This is a genomic window from Duganella sp. (genome assembly GCF_039595735.1).
Lineage (GTDB): Bacteria > Pseudomonadota > Gammaproteobacteria > Burkholderiales > Burkholderiaceae_D > Rugamonas.
In genome coordinates, this window is sequence record NZ_JBCNLB010000013.1 from 36,712 (window position 1) to 62,756 (window position 26,045).

The 26,045-nt window shown below is 65.4% G+C and carries 16 protein-coding genes; 9 read left to right on the forward strand and 7 right to left on the reverse strand.

All coding sequences use genetic code 11. The features are described from left to right. Nucleotides 1-2: 2 nt before the first annotated feature. Nucleotides 3-6,134 (forward strand): amino acid adenylation domain-containing protein, encoded by a 6,132-nt coding sequence (locus ABDW57_RS19635; RefSeq protein ID WP_343731866.1) that lies wholly within the window; start codon nt 3-5, stop codon nt 6,132-6,134. Between the two features lie 45 nt (nt 6,135-6,179). Here the strand turns inward: ABDW57_RS19635 and ABDW57_RS19640 are convergent, their stop codons facing one another. Together ABDW57_RS19640 and ABDW57_RS19645 are read right to left on the reverse strand one after the other, a co-directional pair. Further along, the gene (locus ABDW57_RS19640; RefSeq protein ID WP_343731867.1) at nt 6,180-8,339 is read right to left on the reverse strand and encodes a TonB-dependent siderophore receptor; all 2,160 of its coding nucleotides are present in this window, start codon (nt 8,337-8,339) and stop codon (nt 6,180-6,182) included. 50 nt (nt 8,340-8,389) lie between these two features. Continuing rightward, nucleotides 8,390-9,859: a diaminobutyrate--2-oxoglutarate transaminase gene (locus tag ABDW57_RS19645; RefSeq protein WP_343731868.1), complete on the reverse strand. Its 1,470-nt coding sequence runs from the start codon at nt 9,857-9,859 to the stop codon at nt 8,390-8,392. 153 nt (nt 9,860-10,012) lie between these two features. Here ABDW57_RS19645 and ABDW57_RS19650 point away from each other — a divergent pair, with 153 nt between their 5' ends. After that, nucleotides 10,013-12,343, forward strand: coding sequence for a penicillin acylase family protein (locus ABDW57_RS19650; RefSeq protein WP_343731869.1), 2,331 nt, complete (start codon nt 10,013-10,015; stop codon nt 12,341-12,343). Here the strand turns inward: ABDW57_RS19650 and fhuF are convergent. Beyond that, nucleotides 12,321-13,085 carry a siderophore-iron reductase FhuF gene (fhuF, locus tag ABDW57_RS19655; RefSeq protein ID WP_343731870.1) on the reverse strand — a complete coding sequence of 255 codons (765 nt, stop codon included), beginning with the start codon at nt 13,083-13,085 and terminating at the stop codon, nt 12,321-12,323. The two genes, ABDW57_RS19650 and fhuF, sit on opposite strands and share 23 nt — an antisense overlap. A 146-nt stretch (nt 13,086-13,231) precedes the next feature. On the opposite strand from fhuF, the gene ABDW57_RS19660 reads away from it, so the two are divergent. Beyond that, on the forward strand, nt 13,232-14,884 hold the full coding sequence (locus tag ABDW57_RS19660) for a cyclic peptide export ABC transporter (protein WP_343731871.1): 1,653 nt from the start codon (nt 13,232-13,234) through the stop codon (nt 14,882-14,884). Then, nucleotides 14,881-16,137, forward strand: a complete 1,257-nt coding sequence (locus ABDW57_RS19665) for a PepSY-associated TM helix domain-containing protein (protein ID WP_343731872.1) — start codon at nt 14,881-14,883, stop codon at nt 16,135-16,137. The genes ABDW57_RS19660 and ABDW57_RS19665 overlap by 4 nt, the downstream gene beginning before the upstream one ends. Here the strand turns inward: ABDW57_RS19665 and fahA are convergent. Both fahA and hmgA read right to left on the reverse strand, forming a co-directional pair. Beyond that, the gene (gene fahA, locus ABDW57_RS19670) at nt 16,134-17,444 is read right to left on the reverse strand and encodes a fumarylacetoacetase (RefSeq protein ID WP_343731873.1); all 1,311 of its coding nucleotides are present in this window, start codon (nt 17,442-17,444) and stop codon (nt 16,134-16,136) included. The two genes, ABDW57_RS19665 and fahA, sit on opposite strands and share 4 nt — an antisense overlap. Then, on the reverse strand, nt 17,441-18,712 hold the full coding sequence (gene hmgA / locus ABDW57_RS19675; protein ID WP_343731874.1) for a homogentisate 1,2-dioxygenase: 1,272 nt from the start codon (nt 18,710-18,712) through the stop codon (nt 17,441-17,443). The genes fahA and hmgA overlap by 4 nt, the downstream gene beginning before the upstream one ends. Nucleotides 18,713-18,807: 95 nt before the next feature. Between hmgA and ABDW57_RS19680 the strand changes: the two genes are divergently transcribed. Both ABDW57_RS19680 and ABDW57_RS19685 read left to right on the forward strand, forming a co-directional pair. Then, on the forward strand, nt 18,808-19,719 hold the full coding sequence (locus tag ABDW57_RS19680) for a LysR family transcriptional regulator (protein ID WP_343731875.1): 912 nt from the start codon (nt 18,808-18,810) through the stop codon (nt 19,717-19,719). A gap of 201 nt (nt 19,720-19,920) precedes the next feature. Continuing rightward, nucleotides 19,921-21,333, forward strand: coding sequence for a hypothetical protein (locus ABDW57_RS19685; protein WP_343731876.1), 1,413 nt, complete (start codon nt 19,921-19,923; stop codon nt 21,331-21,333). 14 nt (nt 21,334-21,347) lie between these two features. Here ABDW57_RS19685 and ABDW57_RS19690 read toward each other — a convergent pair whose 3' ends face one another. Then, complete coding sequence (locus ABDW57_RS19690; protein WP_343731877.1) at nt 21,348-22,097, reverse strand: carbonic anhydrase family protein; 750 nt, start codon at nt 22,095-22,097, stop codon at nt 21,348-21,350. Nucleotides 22,098-22,187: 90 nt separating this feature from the next. Next, the gene (locus ABDW57_RS19695; protein ID WP_343731878.1) at nt 22,188-23,111 is read right to left on the reverse strand and encodes a LysR family transcriptional regulator; all 924 of its coding nucleotides are present in this window, start codon (nt 23,109-23,111) and stop codon (nt 22,188-22,190) included. An 84-nt stretch (nt 23,112-23,195) separates the two neighbouring features. Here ABDW57_RS19695 and ABDW57_RS19700 point away from each other — a divergent pair, with 84 nt between their 5' ends. From ABDW57_RS19700 to ABDW57_RS19710, 3 genes are read left to right on the forward strand one after another with little or no spacing between them, the layout of a single operon-like run. After that, nucleotides 23,196-24,161, forward strand: a complete 966-nt coding sequence (locus ABDW57_RS19700) for an MBL fold metallo-hydrolase (protein ID WP_343731879.1) — start codon at nt 23,196-23,198, stop codon at nt 24,159-24,161. A 9-nt stretch (nt 24,162-24,170) separates the two neighbouring features. Beyond that, a complete protein-coding gene (locus ABDW57_RS19705) occupies nt 24,171-25,835 on the forward strand; it encodes an FAD-dependent oxidoreductase (protein ID WP_343731880.1) in 1,665 nt (554 codons plus the stop codon). After that, nucleotides 25,832-26,044 carry a DUF2783 domain-containing protein gene (locus ABDW57_RS19710; protein WP_343731881.1) on the forward strand — a complete coding sequence of 71 codons (213 nt, stop codon included), beginning with the start codon at nt 25,832-25,834 and terminating at the stop codon, nt 26,042-26,044. Before ABDW57_RS19705 ends, ABDW57_RS19710 begins: the two co-directional genes overlap by 4 nt. Nucleotide 26,045: the final 1 nt, after the last annotated feature.

Here is a 26,045-nt window from a genome sequence, read left to right on the forward strand (position 1 = left end):
ACATGCAATTTGATCCTCTCCAACTGGCAGGCCGGGTTGCCGCGCTGCCCATCGATAAGCGCAAGCTGCTGCTGCAACGGCTGACCGCGCAAGGCGTCGACGTCAGTGCCTTGCCGATCGTCCGCGCCGCGCGTAACGGCAAACTGCCGCTATCGCACGCGCAGCGCGGCGTGTGGCTTACCTGGCGGCTGGCGCCGTCCAGCGCCGCCTATAATATGGAAGGCACGCTGATACTGCGCGGCCCACTGGATCAGGTCTCCATGGCGCGCGCGGTCGACGCACTGGCGCAACGTCACGAAGTGCTGCGCACCGTATTCCGTGCGGTTGATGACAGCGAGGCCGAACAGGTGGTGCTGGAGCAGCCGCCTTCGGTGCTGCAAAGGATGGACTTGTCCGCGTTGCCCACCGACCTCCGTGCTGTCCGCGCGGCCGGGCTGACCGCAGCATACAGCACCGCACCGTTCGATCTGGAGAACGGCCCCGTATGGCGCGTGCAGTTGCTGCGGCTGGATGAGCAAACCCACTGGCTATCGATCGTGGTGCACCACATCGTGGCCGATGGGTGGTCCGCCTCGGTGCTGATGCGTGACCTGGGCACGCTGTATGCCGCGCATGCCAGCGGCGGCGATGCATCTCTGCCGGAGTTGCCGATACAGTTTGTTGATTACGCGCTTTGGCAGCGCGACTGGATCGAGGCCGGTGAGCTGGATCGTCAACTGGACTACTGGCGCCGGCAGCTAGGCGACGACCACGCGCCATTAGCGTTGCCGCTGGATCGCGCGCGTCCGCGCGAACGCTCCGACGCGGCTGCGCGCCACAGCTTCGTCCTGCGCGGCGCCAGCGCGGCGGCCGTGCAGCAACTGGCGGAAAAGCATGGCTGCACGCGTTTTATCGTCATGCTGGCGGTACTGAAGCTGACACTGGCGCATCTGAGCGGCGCCCGTCATGTGGCGGTCGGCGCACCGGTCGCCAATCGCCAGCGCGCGGAAACGCAGCATCTGGTTGGCTACCTGCTGAACGTGCTGGTACTGCGCACCCAGGTCGATCTGGCCGGCAGCTTTGATCAATTGCTGGAGCAGGTGCGCGCCACCATGCTGGATGCGCAGTCACACGCCGATTGTCCATTCGATTTGCTGGTGTCAGCGCTGGATGTGCGGCGCGAGGCCGGGGTACATCCGCTGTTCCAGGTCAAGTGCACCGAACAGCAGCAGATTGCGGGCGTGGCCGGTTTTGGCGGTCTGGAGACCACCGTGTACGGCGGCGCCGCCAAGCTGGCGCATTTCGACCTGAGCCTGGACTTCGCCGCCAAGGATGGCGACATCGTGTGCGGCCTGGCTTATGCCTGCGACATCTTTGATGCCGGCACTGTATCCGGCATGGCGCAGCTGTTTGAAGCGCTGCTGCTGCGGGTAGGCGTAGATGCCAGCGCGACGCTGCGCAATCTGCTGCCTGCACGGCTGACAGCACAGAGCGCGGGCGAGCTAGTGCCGGGCAATCCGGAAGACGATGTGCTGGCATGTTGGTCGCGCGCCGTCGCCGCCAACAGCAACGAGCCGGCCGTGCGTTATGAGGATGAGGTGCTGAGTTTTGCCACGCTGGATCGCCTCAGCGACCGCCTGGCGCAGCGCTTGCGTGCACAGGGCGTTGCGGCGGAGGTGCGGGTAGGTGTGCATGCGCCACGCTCGATCGAACTGGTTCTGGGGCTGCTGGCGGTTTTCAAGGCTGGTGGCGTTTACGTACCGCTGGACCCGGCACTGCCAGCCGAACGGCTGCGCTACCAGGCTGCTGACAGCGGCATTGCCTTGCTGTTGCATGCGGGCTTGCCGGCGTGGAGCAGCGGCTTGCCCCTGCTGGATCTGACGGAGGCGCTCGCCGATGCAGGTGACGGACCGGCGCAGGTGCCGGCGCCGTGGTCACCCGGGCAGGCGGCGTATGTGATCTACACATCCGGCTCCACCGGCCAGCCCAAGGGTGTTGTGATCAGCCGGGGCGCGCTGGCAAACTACGTGCGGGGCGTGCTGTCGCGTCTTGGTCCGGAGGTGGGCAGCATGGCGATGGTGTCGACGGTGGCTGCGGACCTGGGGCACACCGTGCTGTTTGGCGCGTTGTGCGGCGGCCGGCTGCTGCATCTGATCGCGGCCGAACGGGCTTTCGACCCGGACCGCTTTGCGGAGTACATGGCGCGTCACGAGGTGGGCGTGCTGAAAATCGTGCCGAGCCATTTGCAGGCCTTGTTAAGCGCCGCTGATCCGGCTGCCGTACTGCCGCGTGACTGCCTGGTGGTGGGCGGTGAAACCACACGCTGGCAATTGCTGGAGAAGCTCGGTCAATTACGGCCAACGATGCGGGTGCTGAATCACTACGGGCCAACCGAGACCACCGTCGGTATCCTGACGCAAGCGGCGGCCGATGCCAGCCAGGCGGCGACCACACTGCCGCTGGGCCGTCCGCTGCCCAACAGCGAGGCCTGGGTGCTGGACGAACAACTGGAGCCTGTCGCACGTGGTGTGGCCGGCGAGCTGTATCTGGGCGGCGAGGGCGTAGCCCGCGGCTACCAGGCGCGCGCGTCGCAGACTGCGGAGCGCTTCGTCGCCCATCCGTTTGGCGAGGGCCGGCGTCTGTATCGCAGCGGCGACCGCGTACGCATGCTGGCCGATGGCGCGCTGGAGTTCCTTGGCAGGGTCGACGACCAGATCAAGATACGCGGTTATCGCGTGGAGCTGCGTGAAGTTGCACAAGCCTTGTCGGCTCTGCCCGGGGTGGCGGTTGCGGAAGCCATCGCGCGCGATAGCGACGATGGCCGCACCAGACTCTATGGGTACGTCGTGCCGCATGCCGGCGGCACGCTGAATGGGACCGCGCTGCAGGCGCATCTGGCGGAGCGGCTGCCGGACTACATGGTGCCGGCGTCCATTATGGTACTGGAGGCGATGCCGCTCAATGCCAATGGCAAAGTGGACCGCCGCGCGCTGCCTGAACCGGCCCGCATCGGAGCCGATGGCGATGCACCGCAAGGCGCCACTGAGCAGGCGCTGGCGGCGGTGTGGTGCGAGGTGATGGGGCTGGAGCATGTAGGCCGCCACGATAACTTCTTTGAGCTGGGCGGCGATTCCATTCTTAGCCTGCAGATCGTCGCGCGCAGCCGCAAACGCGGCTACAAGATCGCGCCGAAACAGCTGATGGAACGTCAGACCATCGCCGCACTGGCAGCGCTGGCGCAACCGCTTGCGGTCAGCGCACCGGCACAAATCACGCCTGTAGCATTGGCGCAGGGCGGGGGAGGACTGCTGCCGGTCCAGCATTGGTTCTTCGAACAGCAGTTCGCCACGCCCACGCACTGGAACCAGTCGATACTGCTGTCCTGCGCTGAACCAGTGGCGCCAGCCCGCATCGGCGCCATCATCACGCAGCTGGTGCAACACCACGAAGCGCTGCGTACCCGCTTTTCGCCTGGACCGCGCGGCTGGCAGCAACACACCGGTGCAACCGGCGATGTATTCGCCAGTGTTGATCTGAGTGGCGAACCGGATACCGCCACCGCCATCACGCGCGTGGCTGCAGAGGCGCAGCGCAGCCTGACTTTCGACCTGCCGTTTCGCGCAGTGTGGATGACGCTGGGCGAAGGACGCGCCGCGCGCTTGCTGCTGGTGGCGCACCATCTGGTGGTGGACGGCGTGTCCTGGCGCGTGATGCTGGAAGACCTGCAGGCGCTGTACGCCGATGCGGCCTTGCCGGCGCCCACCAGCAGCATGCAGGCGTGGTCGGAAGCGCTGCACCGCTATGCCGGCAGCGCTGCATGCACTGCACAGTTGCCATATTGGCATGCGCTGGACGCGGAACCGGCACTGCCTGCCGATCATCCGCAGGGTTCAAACACACTGGCCGACGCCCACACCCTGCAGCTCCATCTGGACGTGGAACTGACTACCCAGCTGCTGGGACCCGCTCACAAAGCCTATCGCACGCAAATCAACGATCTGCTGCTGGCTGCCCTGACGCGCACCCTGTGCGACTGGGCGCAGCGCGACGCTGTGTTAATCGAGATGGAGGGCCATGGCCGTGAAGACTTGTTCGAAGGTCTGGATCTGAGCCGCAGTGTGGGCTGGTTCACGGCGCTATATCCGTTGCGGCTCACTGCATCGCAAGCCCGCGGGGGCGCCTTGATTCAGTCGATCAAGGAGCAACTGCGCGCCGTGCCGGAACACGGCATCGGTTACGGGGTTCTGCGCTATCTTGGTGGCGATACCGGCCTGGCGGCAGTGCGTCCGCTGGTGACCTTTAACTATCTGGGCCAGACCGCACAGACGCTGGCGCCGCAGGCGATCTGGCAACTGGCGCCGGAAAGCGCTGGTGCCAGCCGCGCCGCCGACAGCACGCGCCGCAGCTGGTTTGACGTGGGCGCCATCGTGCGCGACGGCCGCCTGCAATTGAGCTGGACCTTCAGCCGTGCATTGCATCGTGCAGAGACGGTCTCGGAACTGCTCGACAGTCTGCATAAGAATCTCACTCTGTTGGTTGAGCATTGCGGCAGCGGCGCGGCCGGCATCACCCCCTCTGACGTGCCGCTGGCAGGACTGAATCAGGCCCAGTTGAACATGCTGGAGTTGCCCGCATCGCTCATAGAAGATCTGTATCCGGTGTCGCCCATGCAGGCCGGAATACTCTTTCACAGGGAGCTGACGCCGCGCGGCAATGCTTACGTCAATCAGCTGTGCGTGGATATCGATGGCCTGGACGGCGAACGCTTCGTCCAGGCCTGGCGCGCGGCGGTGGCACGTCACGCCATTCTGCGCACTGGATTCATTCTGCATGAGCAGGGGCCGATGCAGTGGGTTAGCCGCGATGCCGGCCTGCCGGTGACAATGCTGGACTGGCGCGGCCAGGCAGACCTGAGGCCAGCGCTGGACGAACTGGAGGCGCAGGACCTGGCACGCGGCTTCGATCTGGCGCAGCCGCCGCTGATGCGCCTGACGCTGGTGCGCACCGGCGAGCAGCGTCATCGCGTGATCTGGACGCGTCACCACCTGTTGTCGGACGGCTGGAGCAGTTCGCGCCTGCTGACCGAAGTGCTGAGCCATTACGCCGGGCAGCCGCATCCCGGGCAGCCGCCGCGTTACCGCGACTACATCGCCTGGCTGGCCGCGCGCGGTGAATCGGTGCAGCGTTCGGCCCGGTCCTACTGGCAGCAATTGCTGGAAGGGCTCGGGCAGCCGTCGCTGCTGGCGTCCGCAGTGCGTCCGCCGGCGACCGCCCAGGCTTACAGCTATCACGTGGATGTGCTGGACCCGCAAGCCACCGCTGCGCTGGCGGCATACGCACGTGCCGAGCGGGTGACGGCCAATACGCTGATCCAGGGCGGCTGGGCTTTGCTTTTGCAGTTATACACCGGCCGGCGGCAGGTCGCGTTTGGCGCCACCACCGCGGGACGGCCGCCGGAACTGCCGGGCATCGAACAGATGATGGGTTTATTCATCAACACACTGCCGGTATTGGCCGCGCCGGACGACGAGCAGACGCTGGGTGACTTCCTGCGCCAGTTGCAGGCGCAGAACGTGGCCTCGCGCGAGCATGAGCAGACGCCGTTGTACCAGATCCAGCGCTGGGCCGGGCGGGCGGGCCAGGCGCTGTTCGATAGTTTGCTGGTGTTTGAAAACTATCCGGTCGACCGCGCGCTAAGGCAGGTCAGCATGAGCGGCCTGACGCCAGGCGCGATGGTCAGCCGCGAGGAGGTCAGCTATCCGATGACGCTGACAGTGGACATGGGCGCCACGCTGAGCATCGAGTACGCCTTCCAGGGAGACGTTTTCGATGCGGCGACGGTGAGCCAGATGGCAGCGCAGCTGCGCACCATGCTGCTGGCGATCGCCAACCGGCAGGCGGTGACGGTAGCCGCGGCGCGGCTATGCTGCTCGGCACCGCAAGGTGAGGTCGAGCAGGGGCTGGCGGCATTGTGGTCGGAGCTGCTGGGTGTGGAGAACGTCGGCCGTCACGACAACTTCTTCGAGCTGGGTGGCCACTCGCTGCTGGCACTGCGCCTGATTCAAATGGTGGCAAACCGTCTGCCGCAGCTGCGCCTTGGCCTGGCTGACCTGATGCGCGCGCCAACGTTGGCGGAGGCGGCGCGGCAGGCGTAAAAAATGGCCGTGGCATCAAGCCACGGCCAACTAAGGATAAGTACCTTACCAGCGATAAGTGGCGGTGACCAGCACCTGGCGCGGATCGCCGTAGTTGCAGTAGCCGCTGCCGCACTCGGAGATGTAGTTGCGGTCCGCCAGATTCTTGACGTTCAGCGCATACTTCCAGTGCCCTTGCTGATAATTGAGGCCGGCGTCCAGCACCGTGTAATCGGGCACGGTGTAATTGCCGCCCGAAGACAGCGTCGAGCCGACATAGCGCACGCCGCCGCCGAGGCGCAGGCCTGGCAGGCCTGCTGCCGTGAACTGGTAATCGGCCCAGGCCGAGGCCATGCTGCGCGGCGTATTCGGCTGGCGCAGCCCTACTGATGCCTGGTCGGCCGCACTGGCCTTGGTGATCTTGGCGTCGGTGTAGGTATAGGACGCAATCAAGCGCAGATCGCGGCTCACATCAGTGCGGGCTTCCAGTTCCACGCCGCGCGCGCGCACTGCGCCCAACTGCACCGAATAATCGTTATCGACCGGATCGGGCGACAGCACATTGCTCTGCGTGAGCTGGTACACCGCCGCCGACAGCAGCGTGTTGCCCTGTTTCGGCTGATAGCGCACGCCGGCCTCGTATTGCTTGCCCTTGGTCGGCTTGAAGCGATTGCCCAGACGATCGCTGTCGCTCTGCGGCTGGAACGACTGGCTGTAGCTCAGGTAGGGCGCCACGCCGCCATCAGCCAGGTAGACCAGGCCTGCGTTGCCAGTGTTGGCACTGGTTTTTTCCTCGGCCCAGCCGGTGACGAAGTAGTCGCTGTTCTTGTATTTGACATCGTCATGGCGCGCGCCGGCGACCACCACCCAGCGCTCGTCGATCTTGATCTGGTCCTGCGCGTACAGGCCCACCAGACGTTCCTTGCGCTTGTAGCCGTCGGCGCCATCGTCGCCATAAGGCTGGGCGCCATACACCGGCGCGAACAGGTCGAGCGATGCGAGGAACTGGTATTTGCGCAGGCGGCGGTTGTCGGCATCGCTGCCATCCATCCCCAGCACCACCTGGTGCGTGGCGGCGCCGGTACGGAAGGCGGTCTGCAGATAGGCGTCCATGGTCCAGGCCTTGACGTGCTCCATGCGGTTGACCTTGAAGCGGTTCAGGGTGCGCAGGTCGTCTTCCAGCGAGCCGCGTCCGGCGTAGTCCCAGTGCATCAGCGCATCGCTGTGGCGGGCGGCGAAATTCAGGCTGGTCTGCTCGCCCAACTGGCGCGAGATCAGCAGCGCGATATTTTTGTGCGTGTCTTCCTTCTTGTCGGTCGGCTCGCCGATGTTACGGCCGCGCGGCAGCGTGCCGTTCGGGTTGGGCAGCAGTGACCCTTGCGGCGCCACGCCCCATTGACGGTTGTAGCGCGATTTCTGGTATTGCGCCAGCAGCGTGACGGCGGTGCCGGCCATCGGCTTCCAGGTCAGCGCCGGCGCCAGGTACAGGCGGTTGTCCGGCACGAAGTCGATGAAGGTGTCGCTGTTGCGCTTGAGCGCCGTGAAACGGTAGGACAGGCTGCCATCGTCGTTGAGGGCGCCGCCGAAGTCGCCGGTGACCTGCTTGCGCTGGTGGCTGCCCAGTTCCACGCCGATTTCATGCAGGCTGTCGGTGGTGGGGCGCTTGGTCACCAGATTGACGATGCCGCCCGGCTCGGCGGCGCCATACAGCAGCGACGATGCGCCGCGCAGCACGTCCACCCGTTCCAGGCCGAACGGCTCCTGGGCGCCGGTGAAGGTGTTGCTGGGCGAGCGCAGGCCGTCGCGGCGGATGCTGCTGTTGTCAACGGCGAAACCACGCAGCACCACATTGTCGGCATCGCGGTAGCCATTGCCCTGGATGCCGACGCCTGGCGTGTAGCCCAGCGCTTCGCGCAGCGAGGTCGCGCCCTGCGCTTCGATCTGGTCGGCGGTCACCACCGATACCGACTGCGGCGTTTCGATCAGCGGCGTGTCGGTTTTGGTGGCGCTGGCGCTGCGCCTGGCCACGTAGCCATCGACCTTGCCGCTGGCGGTCTGCTCGACGGCGCCGCTGACGGTGACGGTGGCCATGGTTTTTTCCTCGACCGCTTCGGCATGGGCGTATGGCGCGCTGAAGGCGGCGCCCAGTACGGCAGCCTGCAGGGAGCGCGACAGCACGTGGCGCTGGGGAAGAGTTGGACGCTGGGGATTATGCTTGTTTTTCATGGAAAATTGCTTGGTCATGCTGGTTGATAAAAAAGGACATGCCGGCGCGCTCACGCGGCCAGCGAAGATGGCTGGCTGCTGCGGCGCAGCGCCCGCTCGGCGGCCGCGACGGCGACGGCAAAGATGTCAATCACATGGTCGAGCTGCGCTTCGGTGATGATCAGCGGCGGCAGGAAGCGCACCACGCTGCCATGGCGGCCGCCCAGTTCGATGATCAGGCCATGCCGCAGGCATTCGGCCTGGATGGCCTTGGCCATGGCGGTGGCGGCGGCCGGATGGCCGAGACGGTTCGGTGCGGCCTCAGGATCGATCACCTCGACGCCCACCATCAGACCGCGGCCGCGCACGTCGCCCAGTTGCGGGTGCAGTCCCTGCAGCTGACGCAGGCCGCGCATCAGACGCTGGCCCATGCGCTCCGCATGCGCGGGCAGCGCCTCGCGCCGCAGCAGGCCGATGGTGGCGGAGCCGGCTGCCATCGCCATCTGGTTGCCGCGGAAGGTGCCGGCGTGGGCCCCGGGCTGCCACAGGTCCAGCTCCTGGCGGTACACCACCACCGACAGCGGCAGGCTGCCGCCAATGGCCTTGGACAGCACCACCACGTCGGGGATGATGTCGCCGTGTTCAAAGGCAAACCATTTGCCGGTGCGGCCAAAACCGCTTTGCACCTCATCCAGCAGCAGCGGCACGCCGGCCTCGCGCGACAGTTCGCGTACACCTTGCAGCCAGGCCGCCGGCGCCGGGATCACGCCGCCTTCGCCCTGTACCGCCTCAAAGATGATGCCGGCGGGCGCCGGTACGCCGCCCTCCGGGTCGGTCAGCACGGTTTGCAGATAATTCAGGCCGGCCTGGACGCCATCATTGCCGCGCAGGCCGAAGGGGCAGCGGTAGTCGTAGGGGTAGGGCATGAACTGCACGCCCTGTTGCAGACCGCCCAGCGGCTGCTTCGGTCCGAGCGAGCCCATCAGCTGCAGGGCGCCCTGGGTCATGCCGTGATAGGCGCCGTGGAAGGCCAGCATGGTGCTGCGGCCGTTGGCGGTCTTGACCAGTTTGAGCGCGGCTTCCACCGCATCGGCGCCGGTGGGGCCGCAGAACTGGATGCGGGCATTGGCGGCAAAGGCTGGCGGCAGGATGTCGAACAGATCCTGCACGAAGCGGTCTTTTACCGGCGTGGTCAGATCCAGCGTGTGCAGCGGCACGCCGTCGTCCAGCACCTGGCGGATGGCCTCCAGCACCACCGGGTGGTTATGGCCCAGCGCCAGCGTGCCGGCGCCGGCCAGGCAATCGATGAATACCCGGCCGTCGATGTCCTCGACGTAAATGCCATGCGCCCGCTTGAGCGCCAGCGGAATGCGGCGCGGGTAGCTGCGCGCGCTCGATTCGCGCGCATCCTGGCGTTCCAGCAGCGGATGGCGGGTAAAGGTATAAGGGGCGCTCAGCGCCTGGTGGCGGCTGGCCAGTTCGCGGCCCAGCGCGGCGCCTGAGGCGGCGCTGCCGCCGTGCAGAACGGATGAGATGGACATACAGGTCTCCATAAGAAGTAGGTGCTGCGGGCGGAGGTTCCGGCCGTATCTGTGGCATAGACGGGCGGGGCGGCCTGCTGTTTAATCGGGCGCGATTAAACAGCGGCGCTGCTGCGGCGTCTGGCATTGATCGATATGGATGAGGAATACAGTATGGGCATCAGGCATGTGTGGCTGTGGGTGGCGTTGGCCGCCGTTTTGGGGTTGCTGACGGCGCCGGCATCAGCGGCGGAGGTGCGTTTGCGCCGGACCGCCGATGGTGTGGTCCACGTGCGCGCCGCCGACTGGCGCGGGCTGGGGCTGGGCGCTGGTTACGCGCAGGCGCAGGACGCGCTGTGCACGCTGGCGGACGCCTTTGTCACCTTTGAAGGCCGCCGTTCGCAGTATTTCGGTCCGCAGGCGCGGCCGGCGCACCCGTCCACCTTCGGCCGTGCGCCGAATCTGGAGCTGGACGTGTTTTTCCGCGCCGAGGCGGACGACGCCCTGGTACAGCGCTATCGCGACGCCCAGCCGCCGGCCCTGCGGCAGATGGTTGACGGTTATGTGGCGGGCTACAACCGCTATCTGCGCCAGGCCGGCCGTCTGCCGGCCGCGCGCGCCCCGGCCTGCCTCCGGCAGCCTTGGGTGAGAGCGATCAGCGACGCCGACCTGTACCGGCGCATGTTCGCCGCCAGCATCGCCGGCGGCTATGCGCGCTTCATCCCGGAACTGGCCAAGGCGGCGCCGGCAACCACGCCGCCGCCGCAGACGGGCGAGGGCGGCGACAGCGGCCGGCTGGCCGCGCTGCTGTCGCACAGCATCGGCGAGTCAGCCGGGCTGGGCAGCAATATGCTGGCTTTTGGCCGCGAGGCCAGCGGCGCCGACGGCGTCTTGCTGGGCAATCCACACTGGTACTGGGGCGGTCCGGACCGCTTTTACCAGATGCACCTGACCATCCCCGGCAAGATTGATGTGGCCGGTGTGGCTTTCCTCGGCATACCGGTGGTCATGCTGGGCTTTAACCAGCAGGTGGCATGGAGTCACACGGTGTCGGCGGCACGCCGCTTCGGGCTGTTCGAACTGGCGCTGGACCCGGCCGATCCAACCCGTTACCTGGTTGACGGCCGCTCCGAAGCCATGCAGCAGCGCGAGATCGTGGTGCCGCTGGCGGACGGCGGCAGCGTGCGCCGGATGCATTACCGCAGCCGCTATGGTCCGCTGATCGACCTCGCAGGACGCCACCCGGCCTTCGGCTGGAACGGCCAGCGCGCTCTGGCGCTGCGCGACATCAACAGCGACAACTTCCGCATCTTCAGCAATTTCCTGGCCTGGGGACAGGCGCGCTCGCTGGATGAATTCATCGCCATCCAGCGGCGCGGCACTGCCACGCCGTGGGTCAATACCGCCGCCATTGGCCGTGGCGACCCGCGCGTCTGGTACGCCGACATGGGCGCCGCGCCCAATGTGCCGGACGCGCTGCGCAGCGCATGTGCCGGCAAGCTGGCCGGCGCCTTTGCCACCGTCGACCGGTTGACGCCGTTGCTGGACGGCAGCCGCAGTGCCTGCGACTGGCAGGTCGATACGCAGGCGGCGCAGGCGGGCGCACTGCCTGCAAGCGCCATGCCCAGTCTGCTGACCGAACGCTACGTGGCCAATATGAATGACAGCTACTGGCTGACCCAGCCGGCAACGCCACTGGAAGGCTATCCGCTGGTCTTGGGCGGCGAGCGCAAGCCGCTGTCGCCGCGCGCCCGCCATGGCCATCGGCTGGCTGCGGCGCTGATGCAGGAGCAGTCCGGCTCGCCAGCCGGACTGGCGCAGCGCCTGATGCGCGCCACGCTGGAACCGCGCAACGAGGCGGCCCTGTTGTTCAAGCAGGCCCTGCTGGACCAGGCTTGTGGTTCGGCCGACCTGGAACAGGCCTGCGGCGTGCTGCGGCGCTGGGGCGACAACGCCGATCCGGATGATCGCGGCGCCTTGTTGTGGGATGCCTTCTGGTCCGAGCTGGATGCGATCCCGGCGGCCGAACTGTACGCCACGCCGTTCGCGCCGGCGGCGCCGTTGCAGACGCCGGCGGGCATACGTGCCGGCGACCGGCGCGTGGCGCAGGCACTGCAGCGGGCGGTGGCCCAGCTGACGCAAAAGGGTTGGGCGCTCGACGCGCCGTTGCGCAGCCAGCTGACTGTGCGGCAGGGCGGCGCGGCGTTGGCGCTGTTCGGCGGCTGCCACGACAGCGGCTATTTCACCGTGATGTGCCAGCCCGGCGGCGGCTATGCCATGGATGCCAACACCCATGGCAACAGCTATCTGCAGGTGGTGTACTTTGGCAAGGATGGCGTGCACGCGCACACGCTGCTGGCCCACGGGCAGGGCGAAACGGCGCTGGACGGCAGCAGTAGCGATCCAGCCATCGCCCGCTATGCGCGCAGGGACTGGCTGCGCTTTCCGTTCACCGAACAGCAGATCATGAACGCGCCGGGCGTCACCCAGGTGCTGCGCGAATGACGCGGTAACGCCGGTCAAGCGGGCAGCACTCGCAGTATTCCCGCCCCGGCAGCAGATAGACCAGGCAGCACTGCCGGTGCAGCGTGTGCGTGACGGTGGCGCCGTTCGCTGTCAGCGTTGCCCGCCGCGGACGCGTATAGAGTGGATTGATCCTGCCGTCCGCGTGCTGCGGACTGTCAAGCAGCGCATGGCGGTCGCTGGCGGCCAGGCCGGGCTGGCCGAGCCGCGGCTCCAGCGGGGCGGCATGCGACAGCACGCTGTCGATGTAGCGGGCGGCGTTGCCCCACAGTATTTTCATCGGCACGCCGCTCAACCGCGTCAGCGCGCCGAACAGCGGCGCCAGATGCATTTCAAGCAATTGCTGGTAGCGCAGGGTGAACTCGGCGCCGCCATGCGGGCGTCCCTGGTCGGGCAGGTAGAAGCGCTGCACGGCGCCCGTGGCGTCCAGGGCCACCGACAACCGCTCCGGTGCCAGCTCAAAGCGATGGCGCAGCAGCGTGGCGGCCACCACCACCGGCGGCAGCAAGGCTTCCAGGTAGCTGCGGCTCCAGGCCGACGCCACCGGCCGCAGGGCGTCGCTGCCGCAATGGCGCGCGTGCGCGGACAGTGCCTCCCGCAACAGTTGCGGGCGGGCGATCAGGTCGGCCAGCGGCACGGCGGATGGCGGCGGACTGGCGCAGCGCAGGGCGGCGCCATACGGCTCCCATTCGCCGCGGAAAATCGGGGCCAGCACCGGCATCATGGCCGGCCCCCGGGGTATCGGATTGCTTGCATGCCCTGTTAGACGGCTGGCAGGCCGCAAAAATTAGTAAACATCCGGCCCGGCCGGGCGTCTATAGGGGCAGGATGGGCAGGATGCCCGTTTTTCACGCTTTAACGGGGATTGACATGCTGTCTTATCTGATCAGGCAATCGCGCCGGCTGTTGTTGGCTGCCGCGCTGGCCAGCACGGTGTCCGGCATTTGCAGCGTGCTGCTGCTGGTGCAGGTTAACACGGCGCTGACCGCCGAGGCCGGCGAACGCGCGGCGCTGGCCTGGATATTTGCCGCGGTAGCGGTGCTGACCATGGTGGCGCGAATGATCGCGGCAGTGCTGTTCGAACGCCTGAGCCAGCACGCACACGCCGAGTTGCGCAGTTATATTTCAGCGCGCGTGGTGGACACCGACTACCGCAAGCTGGAGGCGCTGGGCGGGGCCCGGGTGCAATCGGCGCTGGCCGAGCACAGCGCGCGGGTGGCGGAATTCTTTGTCAGCGTGCCGTCGATCATCATCAACGGCATCGTGGTGCTGGGCTGCCTGGTCTACATGGCCTGGCTGTCGTGGCAGGTGTTCTGCGCGGCGGTGCTGGTGATCGGGCTGGGCTGCCTGGGCTATCATCTGGCGCACCTGCGCGCCATCGGCCACCTGGACGCGGCGGCCCGCGAGCAGGACCGCCTGTTCGACTACTTCCGCGCGCTGGTCGATGGCGCCAAGGAATTGCGGCTGCATCGCGACAAGCGCGCGGTATTCTCCAGGGCCGTGCTGGGAAACTCGATCGACACCGTGCGGCGCGAGCGCACGCTGGGCGCATCGATCTTCGTGATTTCCGCCAGTTGGGGCAACTTCCTGGTCTATGCCTTCATTGGCCTGGTGCTGTTTGTGCTGGTGGGCGACACGCCGGACCGCGCGCGCATCATGACCGGCTTTGCGCTGATGTTCCTGTATATGATCACGCCGCTGGAAAACCTGTTGTTGAACGTCCCCCGGATTAACCTGGCGCGGGTGTCGGCGCGCCGCATCGAGGCGATTGCCGAAGACCTGCCGCCCGCGCCGCAGGCTGCCAGCGCGCCGCCGGCGCCGCTGCGCCGCCTGGCGCTGGAGAACGTGCGGCACAGTTATTACCACGAAGTGCATGACGATATTTTCTCGCTGGGACCGGTCCGGCTGGAGTTTTCGCCCGGCCAGATTACCTTCCTGGTGGGCGGCAACGGCAGCGGCAAGACCACGCTGGCCAAGCTGCTGGTGGGCCTGTATGTGCCGGAAGAGGGGCGCATCGTGGTCAATGGCGACACGGTCGATGACGCCGGACGCGACCGCTATCGCCAGCATTTCAGCGCGATTTTTTCCGACTTTTACCTGTTCGGCAGTCTGCTGGACGGCGCCAGCGCCGCGCTGGATGCGCGGGCCAACGCGCTGATCGCCAAACTGCACCTGCAACACAAGGTGCAGGTGCGGCAGGGCGCGTTTACCACGCGCGCGCTGTCGCAGGGGCAGCGCAAGCGACTGGCGCTGGTGGTGGCCTACCTTGAAGACCGTCCGTTCCTGGTGTTCGATGAATGGGCCGCCGACCAGGACCCGGTATTCAAGGACGTGTTCTATCGCGAAGTGCTGCCGGAGCTGCGCGCGCAGGGCAAGGCGGTGCTGGTGATTTCGCACGATGACCGCTATTTCCCGCTGGCCGATCGTCTGGTGCGGCTGGAAAACGGCCAGGTGGTGGCAGTGGAGGAGCGCCGCGCCCCGGCCATGCAGTCCGACAGCGCACTGGCGGCTGATCCGGCATGACGCTGATCGGACGTCTCTGGCCGCAGCGCGGCCTGCTGGTGCTGCTGCACCGTTACGTCGGCCTGGTGCTGGCGCTGTTTCTGCTGATCGCCGGCGTCAGCGGCACGCTGCTGGCCTGGAATGATGAACTGGAAGCGCTGGCCGCGCCCGAACTGATGCTGGCGCCAGCGCCGGCCGGCGCCCAGCCGCTCGACCCCTTGCTGCTGCGGCAGCAGGTGCTGGACCGTTTCCCCGGACTGGAACTGCCGTACGCCGCGCTGCATATCGAGCCCGGCCGCAGCCTGATGTATTCCATCAAACGCCGTCCGCCGGCGCCGGATGGCGCGGTGCGCGACGACCAGGCCTTCATCAACCCCTATACCGGCGAACTGCTCGGCACGCGCAAATGGGGCGACCTGTCGCAGGGCCGCAAGAACTGGATGCCGTTTATCTACCGGCTGCATACCTCGCTGCTGCTGGGCGTGGTTGGCACCTACCTGTTTGGCGTGATCGCGCTGCTGTGGACGCTGGATTGCTTTGTCGGCGCCTGGCTGACGTTGCCGCCGCGCGCGCAGCGCCAGCCTGCCAAATCCTGGGTGGCGCGCTGGTGGACGGCATGGAAGCTGCGGCCGGTGGCTGGCTACAAGCTGGTGTTCGACCTGCATCGCGCCGGCGGCCTGTGGCCGTGGGCGGTGCTGCTGGTGATTGCCTGGAGCAGCGTGGCCTTCAATCTGAAAGAGGTGTACGAGCCGGTGATGCGGGCGGCGTTCGCGCACCAGCCTGGCGAAGAGCATTACCCCTTGCTCGATCAGCCACGGCTGCGGCCGGCGCTGGACTGGCACGCAGCGCGCGCCACTGGACGGCGGCTGATGGTGGACCAGGCCGCGCAACTGGGCATCCACATCCACAGCGAAGATTCGCTGGCCTACGTGCCGGCGCTGGGACTGTATATCTATGACGTCCAGAGTTCGCTGGACGTGATGCGCACCCACGGCGTGACCCGCCTGGCTTTCGATGGCGATACCGGCGCCTTCAAGGGCCGCTGGCTGCCCACCGGTGGCGCTGCCGGCGACACCATCCGTTCCTGGATCACGTTGCTGCATCGCGCGGCGATCGGCGGCGCTCTCGGCGGCTGGCCGATCAAGCTGCTGGTGAGCGCAGCCGGCGTGCTGGTCAGCGTGCTGAGCGTCACCGGCGTCTGGATCTGGGCGCGCAAGCGGCGCGGCAGGCTGGCGCAAGCGCGCTGCGCCCACGCTGAGCGCAACGCGGCTTAACGCGCCGCCAACACCGTGCCGCTGACGGCGCCGAAGCCGATGCGCGGATGGCGGCCGGCCCTGGTCCAGCCGCGCATTTCAATGGTGTCGCCGTCTTCCAGGAAGACGCGCTGTTCGCCGTTGGGCAGCGTCAGCGGCTGCTTGCCGCCGGCGGTCAGCTCCAGCAGCGAGCCGGCTTCCTCCGGCTGCGGACCGGACTGCGTGCCCGAACCCAGCAGGTCGCCCGGCTGCATGGCGCAGCCATTCACGGTGTGGTGCGCCAGCAGTTGCGCCACGGTCCAGTAGGAATGACGGAAGTTGGACAGCGAGATGCGCGCCGGCGCCATGCCATCGCGGCGCATGGCGGCGGTCTGCAGCAGCACTTCGAGCTCGATGTCAAACCCACCGCTGTCGCGCAGCGATGGGTAGTCGAGGTAGGGCAGCGGCTGCGGATCGGCGGCGTCGCGCTGCCAGGCTGTGCGGTACGGCGCCAGGGCTTCCAGCGTCACGATCCACGGCGAGATGGTGGTGGCGAAGTTCTTCGACAGGAACGGCCCCAGCGGCTGATATTCCCACGCCTGCAGATCGCGCGCCGACCAGTCGTTCAGCAGGCACAGGCCGAAGACGTGCTGTTCAGCGTCGGCCGCTGCGATCGGCTCGCCGCGCGGGTTGCCGCCGCCGACAAAGATGCCTACTTCCAGTTCATAGTCCAGCCGCTTGCTTGGGCCGAAGACCGGTTCGGCCTCGGTCGTGCCGCGGGTCTGGCCGCGCGGCCGGTGGAAGGACTGGCCCGAAACGCCGATGGTGGAGGCGCGGCCGTGGTAGCCGATCGGCACCCATTTGTAGTTGGGCAGCAGCGGATGGTCCGGCCGGAACAGCTTGCCTACCGCCGTGGCATGGTGGATGGAGGTGTAGAAATCGGTGTAGTCGCCGATCTGCGCCGGCACGCCAAATTCCGCTTCGGCCTGGGGCACCAGAATGTCCGGACGCGGCGTGGCGTCGCTGCGCAACAGGCGCGACAGGGCCAGGCGCAGGGCCGACCAGGCGGCCGGGCCGGCATCCATCAGCGCGTTGAGGTTGGAGCGCGCGCCCAACACCGCAGCCGAACGCGCCAGCGGATCGGCATCTTCCAGCACGCGGCCCAGCGCCGCCAGCGAGACGATCTGGTCGCCGATGGCGACGCCGCCGCCAAACACCGCATTGCGGCCGGCGCGGCGGAACAGGCAGAACGGCAGGTTCTGGATCGGGAAGTCGGTGTCCGGCGTGTTGGCCGATGCCACCCAGCTGCGCAGCGCCGGGTCGTGGGTTTCGTTCAGTTGCGTGCTCATGCCTGGTTCCCGGTGAAGTGTTTTTTGAAGCCTTGCCAGCACTGATAGTAGTCCGGCTGCAGTAGCGGCGAGGCCAGCGCGTGGGCGGTAGGCTGGATCACGTTGATGGTCTCGAACATGAAGGCCATGGTGTTGTCGACCTTGTGCGGCGTGCTGGTGTCGATGGCGCTGGCTTTTTCAAAGGTCGGTTCATCCGGGCCGTGGCCGCTCATGCAGTTGTGCAGGCTGGCGCCGCCGGGACGGAAGCCGGCCGATTTGGCGTCGTACTGGCCTTCGATCAGACCCATGAACTCGCTGGCGACGTTGCGGTGGAACCAGGGCGGCCGGAAGGTGTTCTCGGCTGCCAGCCAGCGCGGCGGGAAGATCACGAAGTCCAGCGTATCGACGCCCGGCGTGTCGGAAGGCGAGTGCAGCACCAGGAAGATCGACGGGTCCGGATGGTCGTAGCTGATCGAGCCGATGGTGTTGAAGTGGCGCAGGTCGTATTTGTACGGCGCATAGTTGCCGTGCCACGCCACCACATCCAGCGGCGAATGGCCGATTTTTGCGCTCCACAGGTTGCCGCTGAATTTGGCCACCAGTTCAAAATCGCCTTCCTGGTCTTCGTAGGCCGCCTGCGGGGTGAGGAAATCGCGCGGGTTGGCCAGGCCGTTGGAGCCGATCGGCCCCATGTCCGGCAGGCGCAGCAGGGCGCCAAAGTTCTCGCAGATGTAGCCGCGCGCGGCGCCGTCCGGCAGGCTGACCTGGAAGCGCACGCCGCGCGGAATCACGGCGATCTCATGCGGCTGGATGTCGATCACGCCCATTTCGGTGGCGATGTGCAGGCGGCCTTGCTGCGGCACGATCAGCAGTTCGCCGTCGGCGTCGTAGAAGTAGCGGCCTTGCATGTTGCGGTTGGCGGCGTACAGGTGGATGCCGCAACCGGTGTTGCCGGCCATGGTGACCCAGCCTTCGATGAAATCGGTGGGCGCCTCGGGCATGGGCAGCGGATCCCAGCGCAGCTGGTTCGGCGGAGTGGGCACCTCATTGAAGTTGCTGACGATGCGGCCGTTGCTGATCTGCCTGAATGGCTGGTGCATGGCCGACGGGCGGATGCGGTACAGCCAGCTGCGGCGGTTGTGCGCGCGCGGCGCGGTGAACGCGGTACCGGACAATTGTTCCGCGTACAGGCCGTAAGGCGCGCGTTGGGGCGAATTCTGGTGGGCGGGCAGGGCGCCGGGCAGGGCTTCCGTGGCGAACTCATTGCCGAAGCCGGACAGGTAGCTCATGGTGTCTCCTTGTTGATGTCTAGCGCTCAATGTAGTGCAAACTCATGGAATTTGCGATATAAATGCCAAAATGTAGACTATTTACAGTGTGAATAATGGATTTGCGCGACCTGGATTTGAATCTGTTGCTGGTGTTCCGCGAGATCATGCGCGAACGCCAGATTTCCGCCGCCGCCAAGCGTTTGCGGCTGACGCAGTCGGCAGTCAGCAACGCCCTGGCGCGGCTGCGGCTGAGCACTGGCGACGACCTGTTCGTACGCACCGCCGACGGCATGCAGCCGACGCCGATGGCCGAAGGCATGGCGGATGCCGTCAGCGCGGCGCTGTCGCAGCTGGAGCAAGCCTTGCGTCCGCCGCCGGCGTTCGAGCCGGGCAGCAGCCGTCGCCGGTTTACCCTGGCCATGACCGATGTCGGCGAAATCCATTTCATGCCGCGGCTGATCGAGCGCTGCGCCGCCCTGGCGCCCCAGGTGGAAATCGGCACGGTGCGGCTGGGCGCGGTCCACCTGCGCAACGAGCTGGAGGAAGGGCGGATCGATCTCGTGCTGGGAGCGTTTGAGGACGCCCCCGAGGCCTGGTTTCAGCGTCGCTTGTTCAGACAGTCGGTGGTGACGCTATTTCGTTGCGGCCATCCATTGGCCGAGGGCCGGCTGACGCAGGCGCGTCTGGCGGCGGCCCGGCATCTGGTTGTCACTGCGATGGACAGTCCGTATGACGCCATCAATCAGGCCTTGACCAATGCCGGCGTTGATCTGCGGCGTGCCTTCAGCGTGCCGCATTTTGCGGCCGTGCCCTACATCCTCAGCACGACCGACATGGTGGCTACGGTGCCGCAAAAGCTGGCCGAGCGGGCGGCCGGGCCGTTCCAACTATGTCAGGCGCCGTCGCCGCTAGGCCTGCCGCTGTTGCAGACCAATATGTTCTGGCACCGGCGCTACCATCAGGACCCTGGCTTGTGCTGGCTGCGCGAGTTAGTCGCAGATAATTTTGGTGAACAGGATGGTTGATTGTTCAAAAGAAAGTCGTCTGATGATATTGCCAATGTGGCACGCAAACTACAGATATTTGTAGGATAAATCTGTTTTAACGCTAGTTTTTCGTTAATGTTTCCTTCTGGTTGTATGATGACATTGCAGTCAGGTCATTCCAATAACAATCTAGAGGGGACAATGATGGCGTTCAAACATACAGTAATTTTTGGCGCGGTAGTGGTTTTGTGCAGTGCTGGCGCGGCGGCGGCGGACTGGCCCAGCGGCTATTCCAAATGCGCCGACAGCGGCGGCACCTGCAAGGTCGGCACCAGCAGTCGCCAGGTTTCATTCGGTATCAAGGACAAGTGGGTGATCGGGACGTTCTCCGGCAATATCTTGTGTGATGTGACCACTTTTGGCAGCGATCCGTATCCGGGGCTGGCGAAGAAATGCGCGCTTGGGCCGCTGGCTACGCCGACCCCGACGCCGACACCAACGCCAACGCCAACGCCAACTCCGACCCCAACGCCAACGCCAACGCCAACGCCAACCGACGCCAGCCTCGAAGCGGCCCCGTCCACTGGCTGGGCCGGCCAGAACGGCGGCACCACCGGCGGCGCGGCGGCGCCGGCCACGGCCATCTACACGGTCAACTCGGCAGCGCAGCTGGTCGCCGCCATCAAGCAGCAAGGCGATAATCCGAAAATCATCAAGCTGTATGGCACCATCGATCCGACCGCGGCAGATAACGGCGGCCCGTACAAGGACACCACCGATCAGGCCGCGCGCCTGCAGATCAAGCTGGGCAGCAACACCACCTTGATCGGCATTGGCAGCGACACCAGGCTGGTCAACGCCAACATCGTCATCAACGGCAAGCAGAACGTCATCGTCCGCAACCTGAATATCGTGATGCCCTGCGATATCGCGCCGGTGTGGGACCCGAACGACGGCAGCGCCGGCAACTGGAATTCGGAATACGACGGCATTACCGTGCTGGCATCGAAAAATGTGTGGATCGATCACAACGCGTTCACGGACGCGCCGAAAACCGACGATAAGCTGCCTATCGAAAACGGCAAGATCAAGCAGTGCCACGATGGCGCGCTGGACGTCAAGAATGGCTCGGACTATGTGACCATCTCCAACAACCGGTTCGAGCTGCATGAGAAAAACAACCTGATCGGTTCATCCGACAGCAAGACCACCGACGATGGCCACTTGACCGTCACCTTCAACAACAATTACTTCCTCAACGTGGCGGAACGCGCGCCGCGTGTGCGCTACGGCAAAGTGCACATCTATAACAACTACTTTGAAGGCTCGCGCTCGCATCCGGTCTACAAGCATCAGTACAGCATAGGCGTCGCGTACAAGGCGAAAATTATTGCGCAGAACAACGCGTTTGAGATCGCCGGCGCTTCAAGCTGCCCGGACATTATGAAGAATCCGGGCTCGTCCAGCATGACCGGTGCGATTGTGGAATCGGGCTCCCTGCTGAATGGCGGCGCGCTCAGCGCTGGCGGCGCCTGCAGCTTCAGCAACGCGGTCGGCTGGACGGTTCCGTACAGCGTCAACCTGCTGAACGCGGCCGACGTCAAGCAGTCCGTGCTCGGGAACGCCGGCACGGGCAAGCTGACGGTGAAATAGCCCTGCGCAGCGCCTTAATCGGCGCTTTCCAGCACAGCGCGGCCCAGCAGCGGCTGTACCGGGCGCGCGTTGTGCGGATACAGGCGGGTGAAGCGGCGCAGCTGCGCCGCCGAAATCTCGACCGGGTTTTTCAAGACATACCAGTTCACCCCTTCGCTGCACGGCGGGGTGGTGAGCGAACCGGCGAAGTTGTAGTAGCCATGCGCGGCAGGCAGCAGTTGCGCGATGTCGAGCGTCACGCCTTCCGGATCTTGCTGCACTTCCTTCTGTTGCGGAATCGCTTGCCACACGGTTTCCACCAGCGGATTGGTTTTGCCGCGCTTGAACAACACCGCGACCACCGCCAGCTTGCCATCGGCATCACGGTGCACCAAGTGCGCCACCAGCGGATAGCGGTGGCCCTTGATGCTTTCCTCGCTTGGCGTGTGGAAGTGGAATTGCAGCAGCTGGTATTCGTGACCGTCGATGCTCAGCTTGCTACCGGGCGCGTAATTCACCTGCACCGTGTGGCCGTTGTCGATAATGTGCAACGGCGTCGGCGCGTAATCGAAATTCAGGGCCGGCAAGGCGCTTTTTTGCGTGGTGCGGATATCGATCGGCGACTGCTCGTGGCCCAGCTTGCAGCTGCTGAAGTCCGCCTGCAGACTGCCCCAATGTTGCGGGCCATGCGCGCCGTCGTAACTCCAACTGGCGTGAGGCTCGGCGGCAAAGGCGAGGGTGGGCAGGAGAGCGGCGCAAAGCAGGAGGCGGCGTGGGAAGTGCATAAGTAATCCTCATGTGAATAATCCTGCTACGGTGGCATCGTTTTTTCCGTGCGTCAATTCCAGGATTATTACAATTTGGAAAGGTATTGCTTATTCGGGTGCCGTGTCGAAGGTTTCCTTGACCTGGCGCCGCAGCCAGATGTTGGCGGCGTCGTGCTGCACGCGCGGATGCCAGTGCTGGCGGATGGCGAAGGCGGGAACTTTGATCGGCGTCTCCACCATCTTGATGCTTTTGTAACTGGCGAATTTGGTGGCCAGTTCGCGCGGCACGGTGGCGATCAGGTCGGGGTTATCTTCGATGATGATGGGCACGGTCAGGAAGTGCGGTGTGGTCAGGTAGACACGGCGCGGGCCGGCCACGTGGTCAATCACGCTGTCGTAGCTGTCTTCGCGCCGGCCGGACAGCGACACCACAATGTGTTCCATATCGAAGAACTGCTCGGCGGTCAGTCTGTCGCCGATCTTGCGGTTGCGGCGGTTGACGATGGTGACGAAAGAACGCATGAACAGCTGCTGCTGGAACAGGCCCTCCGGCACCGAATGCAGCGATCCGAGCGCCAGATCGGCCTCGCCGCTTTCCAGCACGCCCTGGATCTGATGCACCGGCACCTGCAGCGTGCGCAGCGTGCAATGCGGGGCGGCCTCGCGCAGCCTTGAAATCAGGCGCGGCAGGAAAATCAGCTCGCCCATATCGGTCAGGCACAGGCTGAAGGCGCGGCGCGCCACCGCCGCGTCGAACCCTTCGCGCACCAGCAATTCGCCGCGTACCGTGCCCATCACCGACAACACCGGGTCCAGCAACTCCAGCGCTCGCGGGGTGGGCTGCATGCCGCTGCCGGTTTTCAAAAACAAGGGATCGCCAAAAAACGCGCGCAGGCGCTTGAGCGCGTGGCTGACGGCGCTCTGCGACATGTTCAGCTCATGCGCCGCGCGGCTGACGTTGCGCACCCGGATCAGGGCGTCGAACACCGGCAGCAGGTTGAGGTCCAGTTCGCCGTTATGAATGCTGTTCATAGTATCTATCGATGTGTGCTAATTTACAGATAATACGGCAACTCGTATCGTCTGCCTACCCAAACGAATATGAGGAGATCCACCGTGGCAGCAGAAAAGAAATTCGCTTCCCAGGCAGACCTGGAAGAAAAGAAGACCAGCTTCATCAAGCTGTCCGACAACGCCTATGCGTACACCGCCGAAGGCGATCCCAATTCCGGCGTCATTATTGGCGACGACAGCGTGATGGTGATCGACACCACCGCTACCCCGGTCATGGCGCAGGCGCTGATCAAGCACATTCGCAGCGTGACTGACCTGCCGATCAAGTACGTGGTGCTGTCGCACTACCACGCGGTGCGCGTGCTGGGCGCGTCGGCTTACTTTGACGAAGGGGCGGAACAGATCATTGCCTCGCGCGGCACTTATGAGCTGATCGTCGAACGCGGCGAGCAGGATATGAAATCCGAGATCGAACGCTTCCCGCGCCTGTTTGCCGGCGTCGAGTCGGTGCCCGGCCTGAGCTGGCCGACCATGGTGTTTGAAAAAGAGCTGACCATCTTCATGGGCAAGCTGGAAGTCAGGCTGGCGCACGTCGGCATGGGCCACACCAAGGGCGACACCATCGCCTGGATTCCATCGCAGAAGATCTGCTTCTCGGGCGATCTGGTGGAATACGATGCCGCCGCTTACACCGGCGACGCCCAACTGGAAGAATGGCCGGCCACGCTGGAAGCCCTGCGTGCATTGGGCGCGGAAAAGCTGGTGCCTGGCCGCGGCCCGGCACTGCTGAATCCACAGGAAGTCAACGCCGGCCTGGATTACACCAAGGACTTTGTCACCACGCTGCTGCAGAGCGCGAAAGAGGCGGTGGCGCAGAACCTGACGCTGAAAGAAGCCATGAGCCACACGCGCAGCAAAATGGATCCGAAGTTTGGCCACGTTTTCATCTATGAGCACTGCCTGCCGTTCGACGTCACCCGTGCCTATGACGAAGCCAAGGGCATCAAGCATCCGCGCATCTGGACCGCCGAGCGTGACAAGGAAATGTGGCACTCGCTGCAAGCCTGAGGTGACCCCATGAGCAAAGATATCGATTACCAAAGCTGCGTGTTCGAGCACGCGCCGCACCGCGCCGGCACCACCGAGCGGCATCCGGTGGTGGTGGTCGGCGCCGGTCCGGTCGGACTGGCGACCGCCATCGACCTGGCGCAGCAAGGCACGCCGGTGCTGCTGCTGGATGATGACAACAAGCTGTCGATCGGCTCGCGCGCCATCTGCTTCTCCAAGCGCACGCTGGAAATCCTCGACCGCCTGCAATGCGGCGAGCGCATGGTGGAGAAGGGCGTGAGCTGGAATGTCGGCCGCATTTTCAATCGCGATGAAGAAGTCTACAGCTTCGACCTGCTGCCGGAAAGCGGCCATCGCCGCCCGGCGTTCATCAACCTGCAGCAGTACTACCTGGAAGGCTATCTGCATGAACGCAGCCAGGAGCTGTCCAATCTTGACCTGCGCTGGCGCAGCCGCGTCGCCGGTCTGGTGCAGCACGACGGTCATGTCACGCTGACGGTGGAAACGCCGGACGGCGCCTACGATCTGCAAGCTGAGTACGTGGTGGCGGCCGATGGCGGCCGCAGCGCCATGCGTTCGCTGATGGGCCTTGAAAGCAAGGGGCGCGTGTTCCGCGACCGCTTCCTGATCGCGGACGTCAAGATGACGGCCGACTTCCCGAGCGAGCGCTGGTTCTGGTTCGATCCGCCATTCCATCCTGGCCAGTCGGTGCTGCTGCACCGCCAGCCGGATAACGTCTGGCGCATCGACTTCCAGCTAGGATGGGACGCCGATCCGGAAGCGGAAAAACAGCCGGAGCGCGTGCTGCCGCGCATCCGCGCCCTGCTGGGCAAGGAGGCGCGGTTTGAACTGGAGTGGGTCAGCATCTACACCTTCTGCTGCCTGCGCATGGACCAGTTCCGCCATGGCCGCGTGCTGTTTGCCGGCGATTCGGCGCATGGCGTGTCGCCGTTCGGCGCGCGTGGCGCCAACAGCGGCGTGCAGGATGCCGACAACCTGGCGTGGAAGCTGCGCCTGGTGCTGCAAGGCCTGGCGCCGGACAGCCTGCTGGACACCTACGCCCGCGAGCGCGAATATGCGGCCGATGAAAACATCCTCAATTCGACCCGCGCCACTGACTTCATCACACCGAAAAGCGCGGTGAGCCGCCTGTTCCGCGACGCCGTTTTGCAACTGGCCAAGGACTATCCGTTTGCGCGCAAGCTGGTGAACAGCGGCCGCTTGTCGACGCCCTCGGTGTACGAGGACTCGGTCCTGAATACGCCGGATGCGGACAACTTCCGCCGCGGTCAGCGTCCCGGTTCGCCGGCGTCCGATGTGCCAGTGCTGCAGCAGGGGCGGCCGGCTTGGCTGCTGGAGCAGTTGGGCAATCAGTTCACCGGTATTTATTACGCCGGCGGTGCGGACGATCGGGCCAGGCTGCATCAGGCGCAAGCGCTTGCGGGCGATGACATCCCGGTGCGCATGGTGGTGGTGGCGCCGGCCGGCCGCGCAGACGCCGGCATGCTGGAAGACGCGGAAGGCCTGTTCGCCAACCGCTACGACGCTACGCCGGGGACGTTCTATCTGCTGCGTCCCGACCAGCATGTGTGCGCACGCTGGCGCACATTCGATCCCCAAGCCGTGCGTGACGCCGTGGCGCGGGCAACCTGCAAGGAAATGGAGTTCGCATGAACCAACTGAACCTCACGCAAAACCTGGACGACTACGACGACTTTTACGAACTGCTGGTCGATACGCATCAGGATCTGGACGATGCGCAGAGCGCCATGCTGAACGCGGAAGTGATCCTGCTGCTGTCCAATCACATCGGCGACATGGACGTGCTAAGCCAGGCGTTCAAGATCGCGCGCGACAACGTGGCGGCGCATCCGCCGCGTTAAG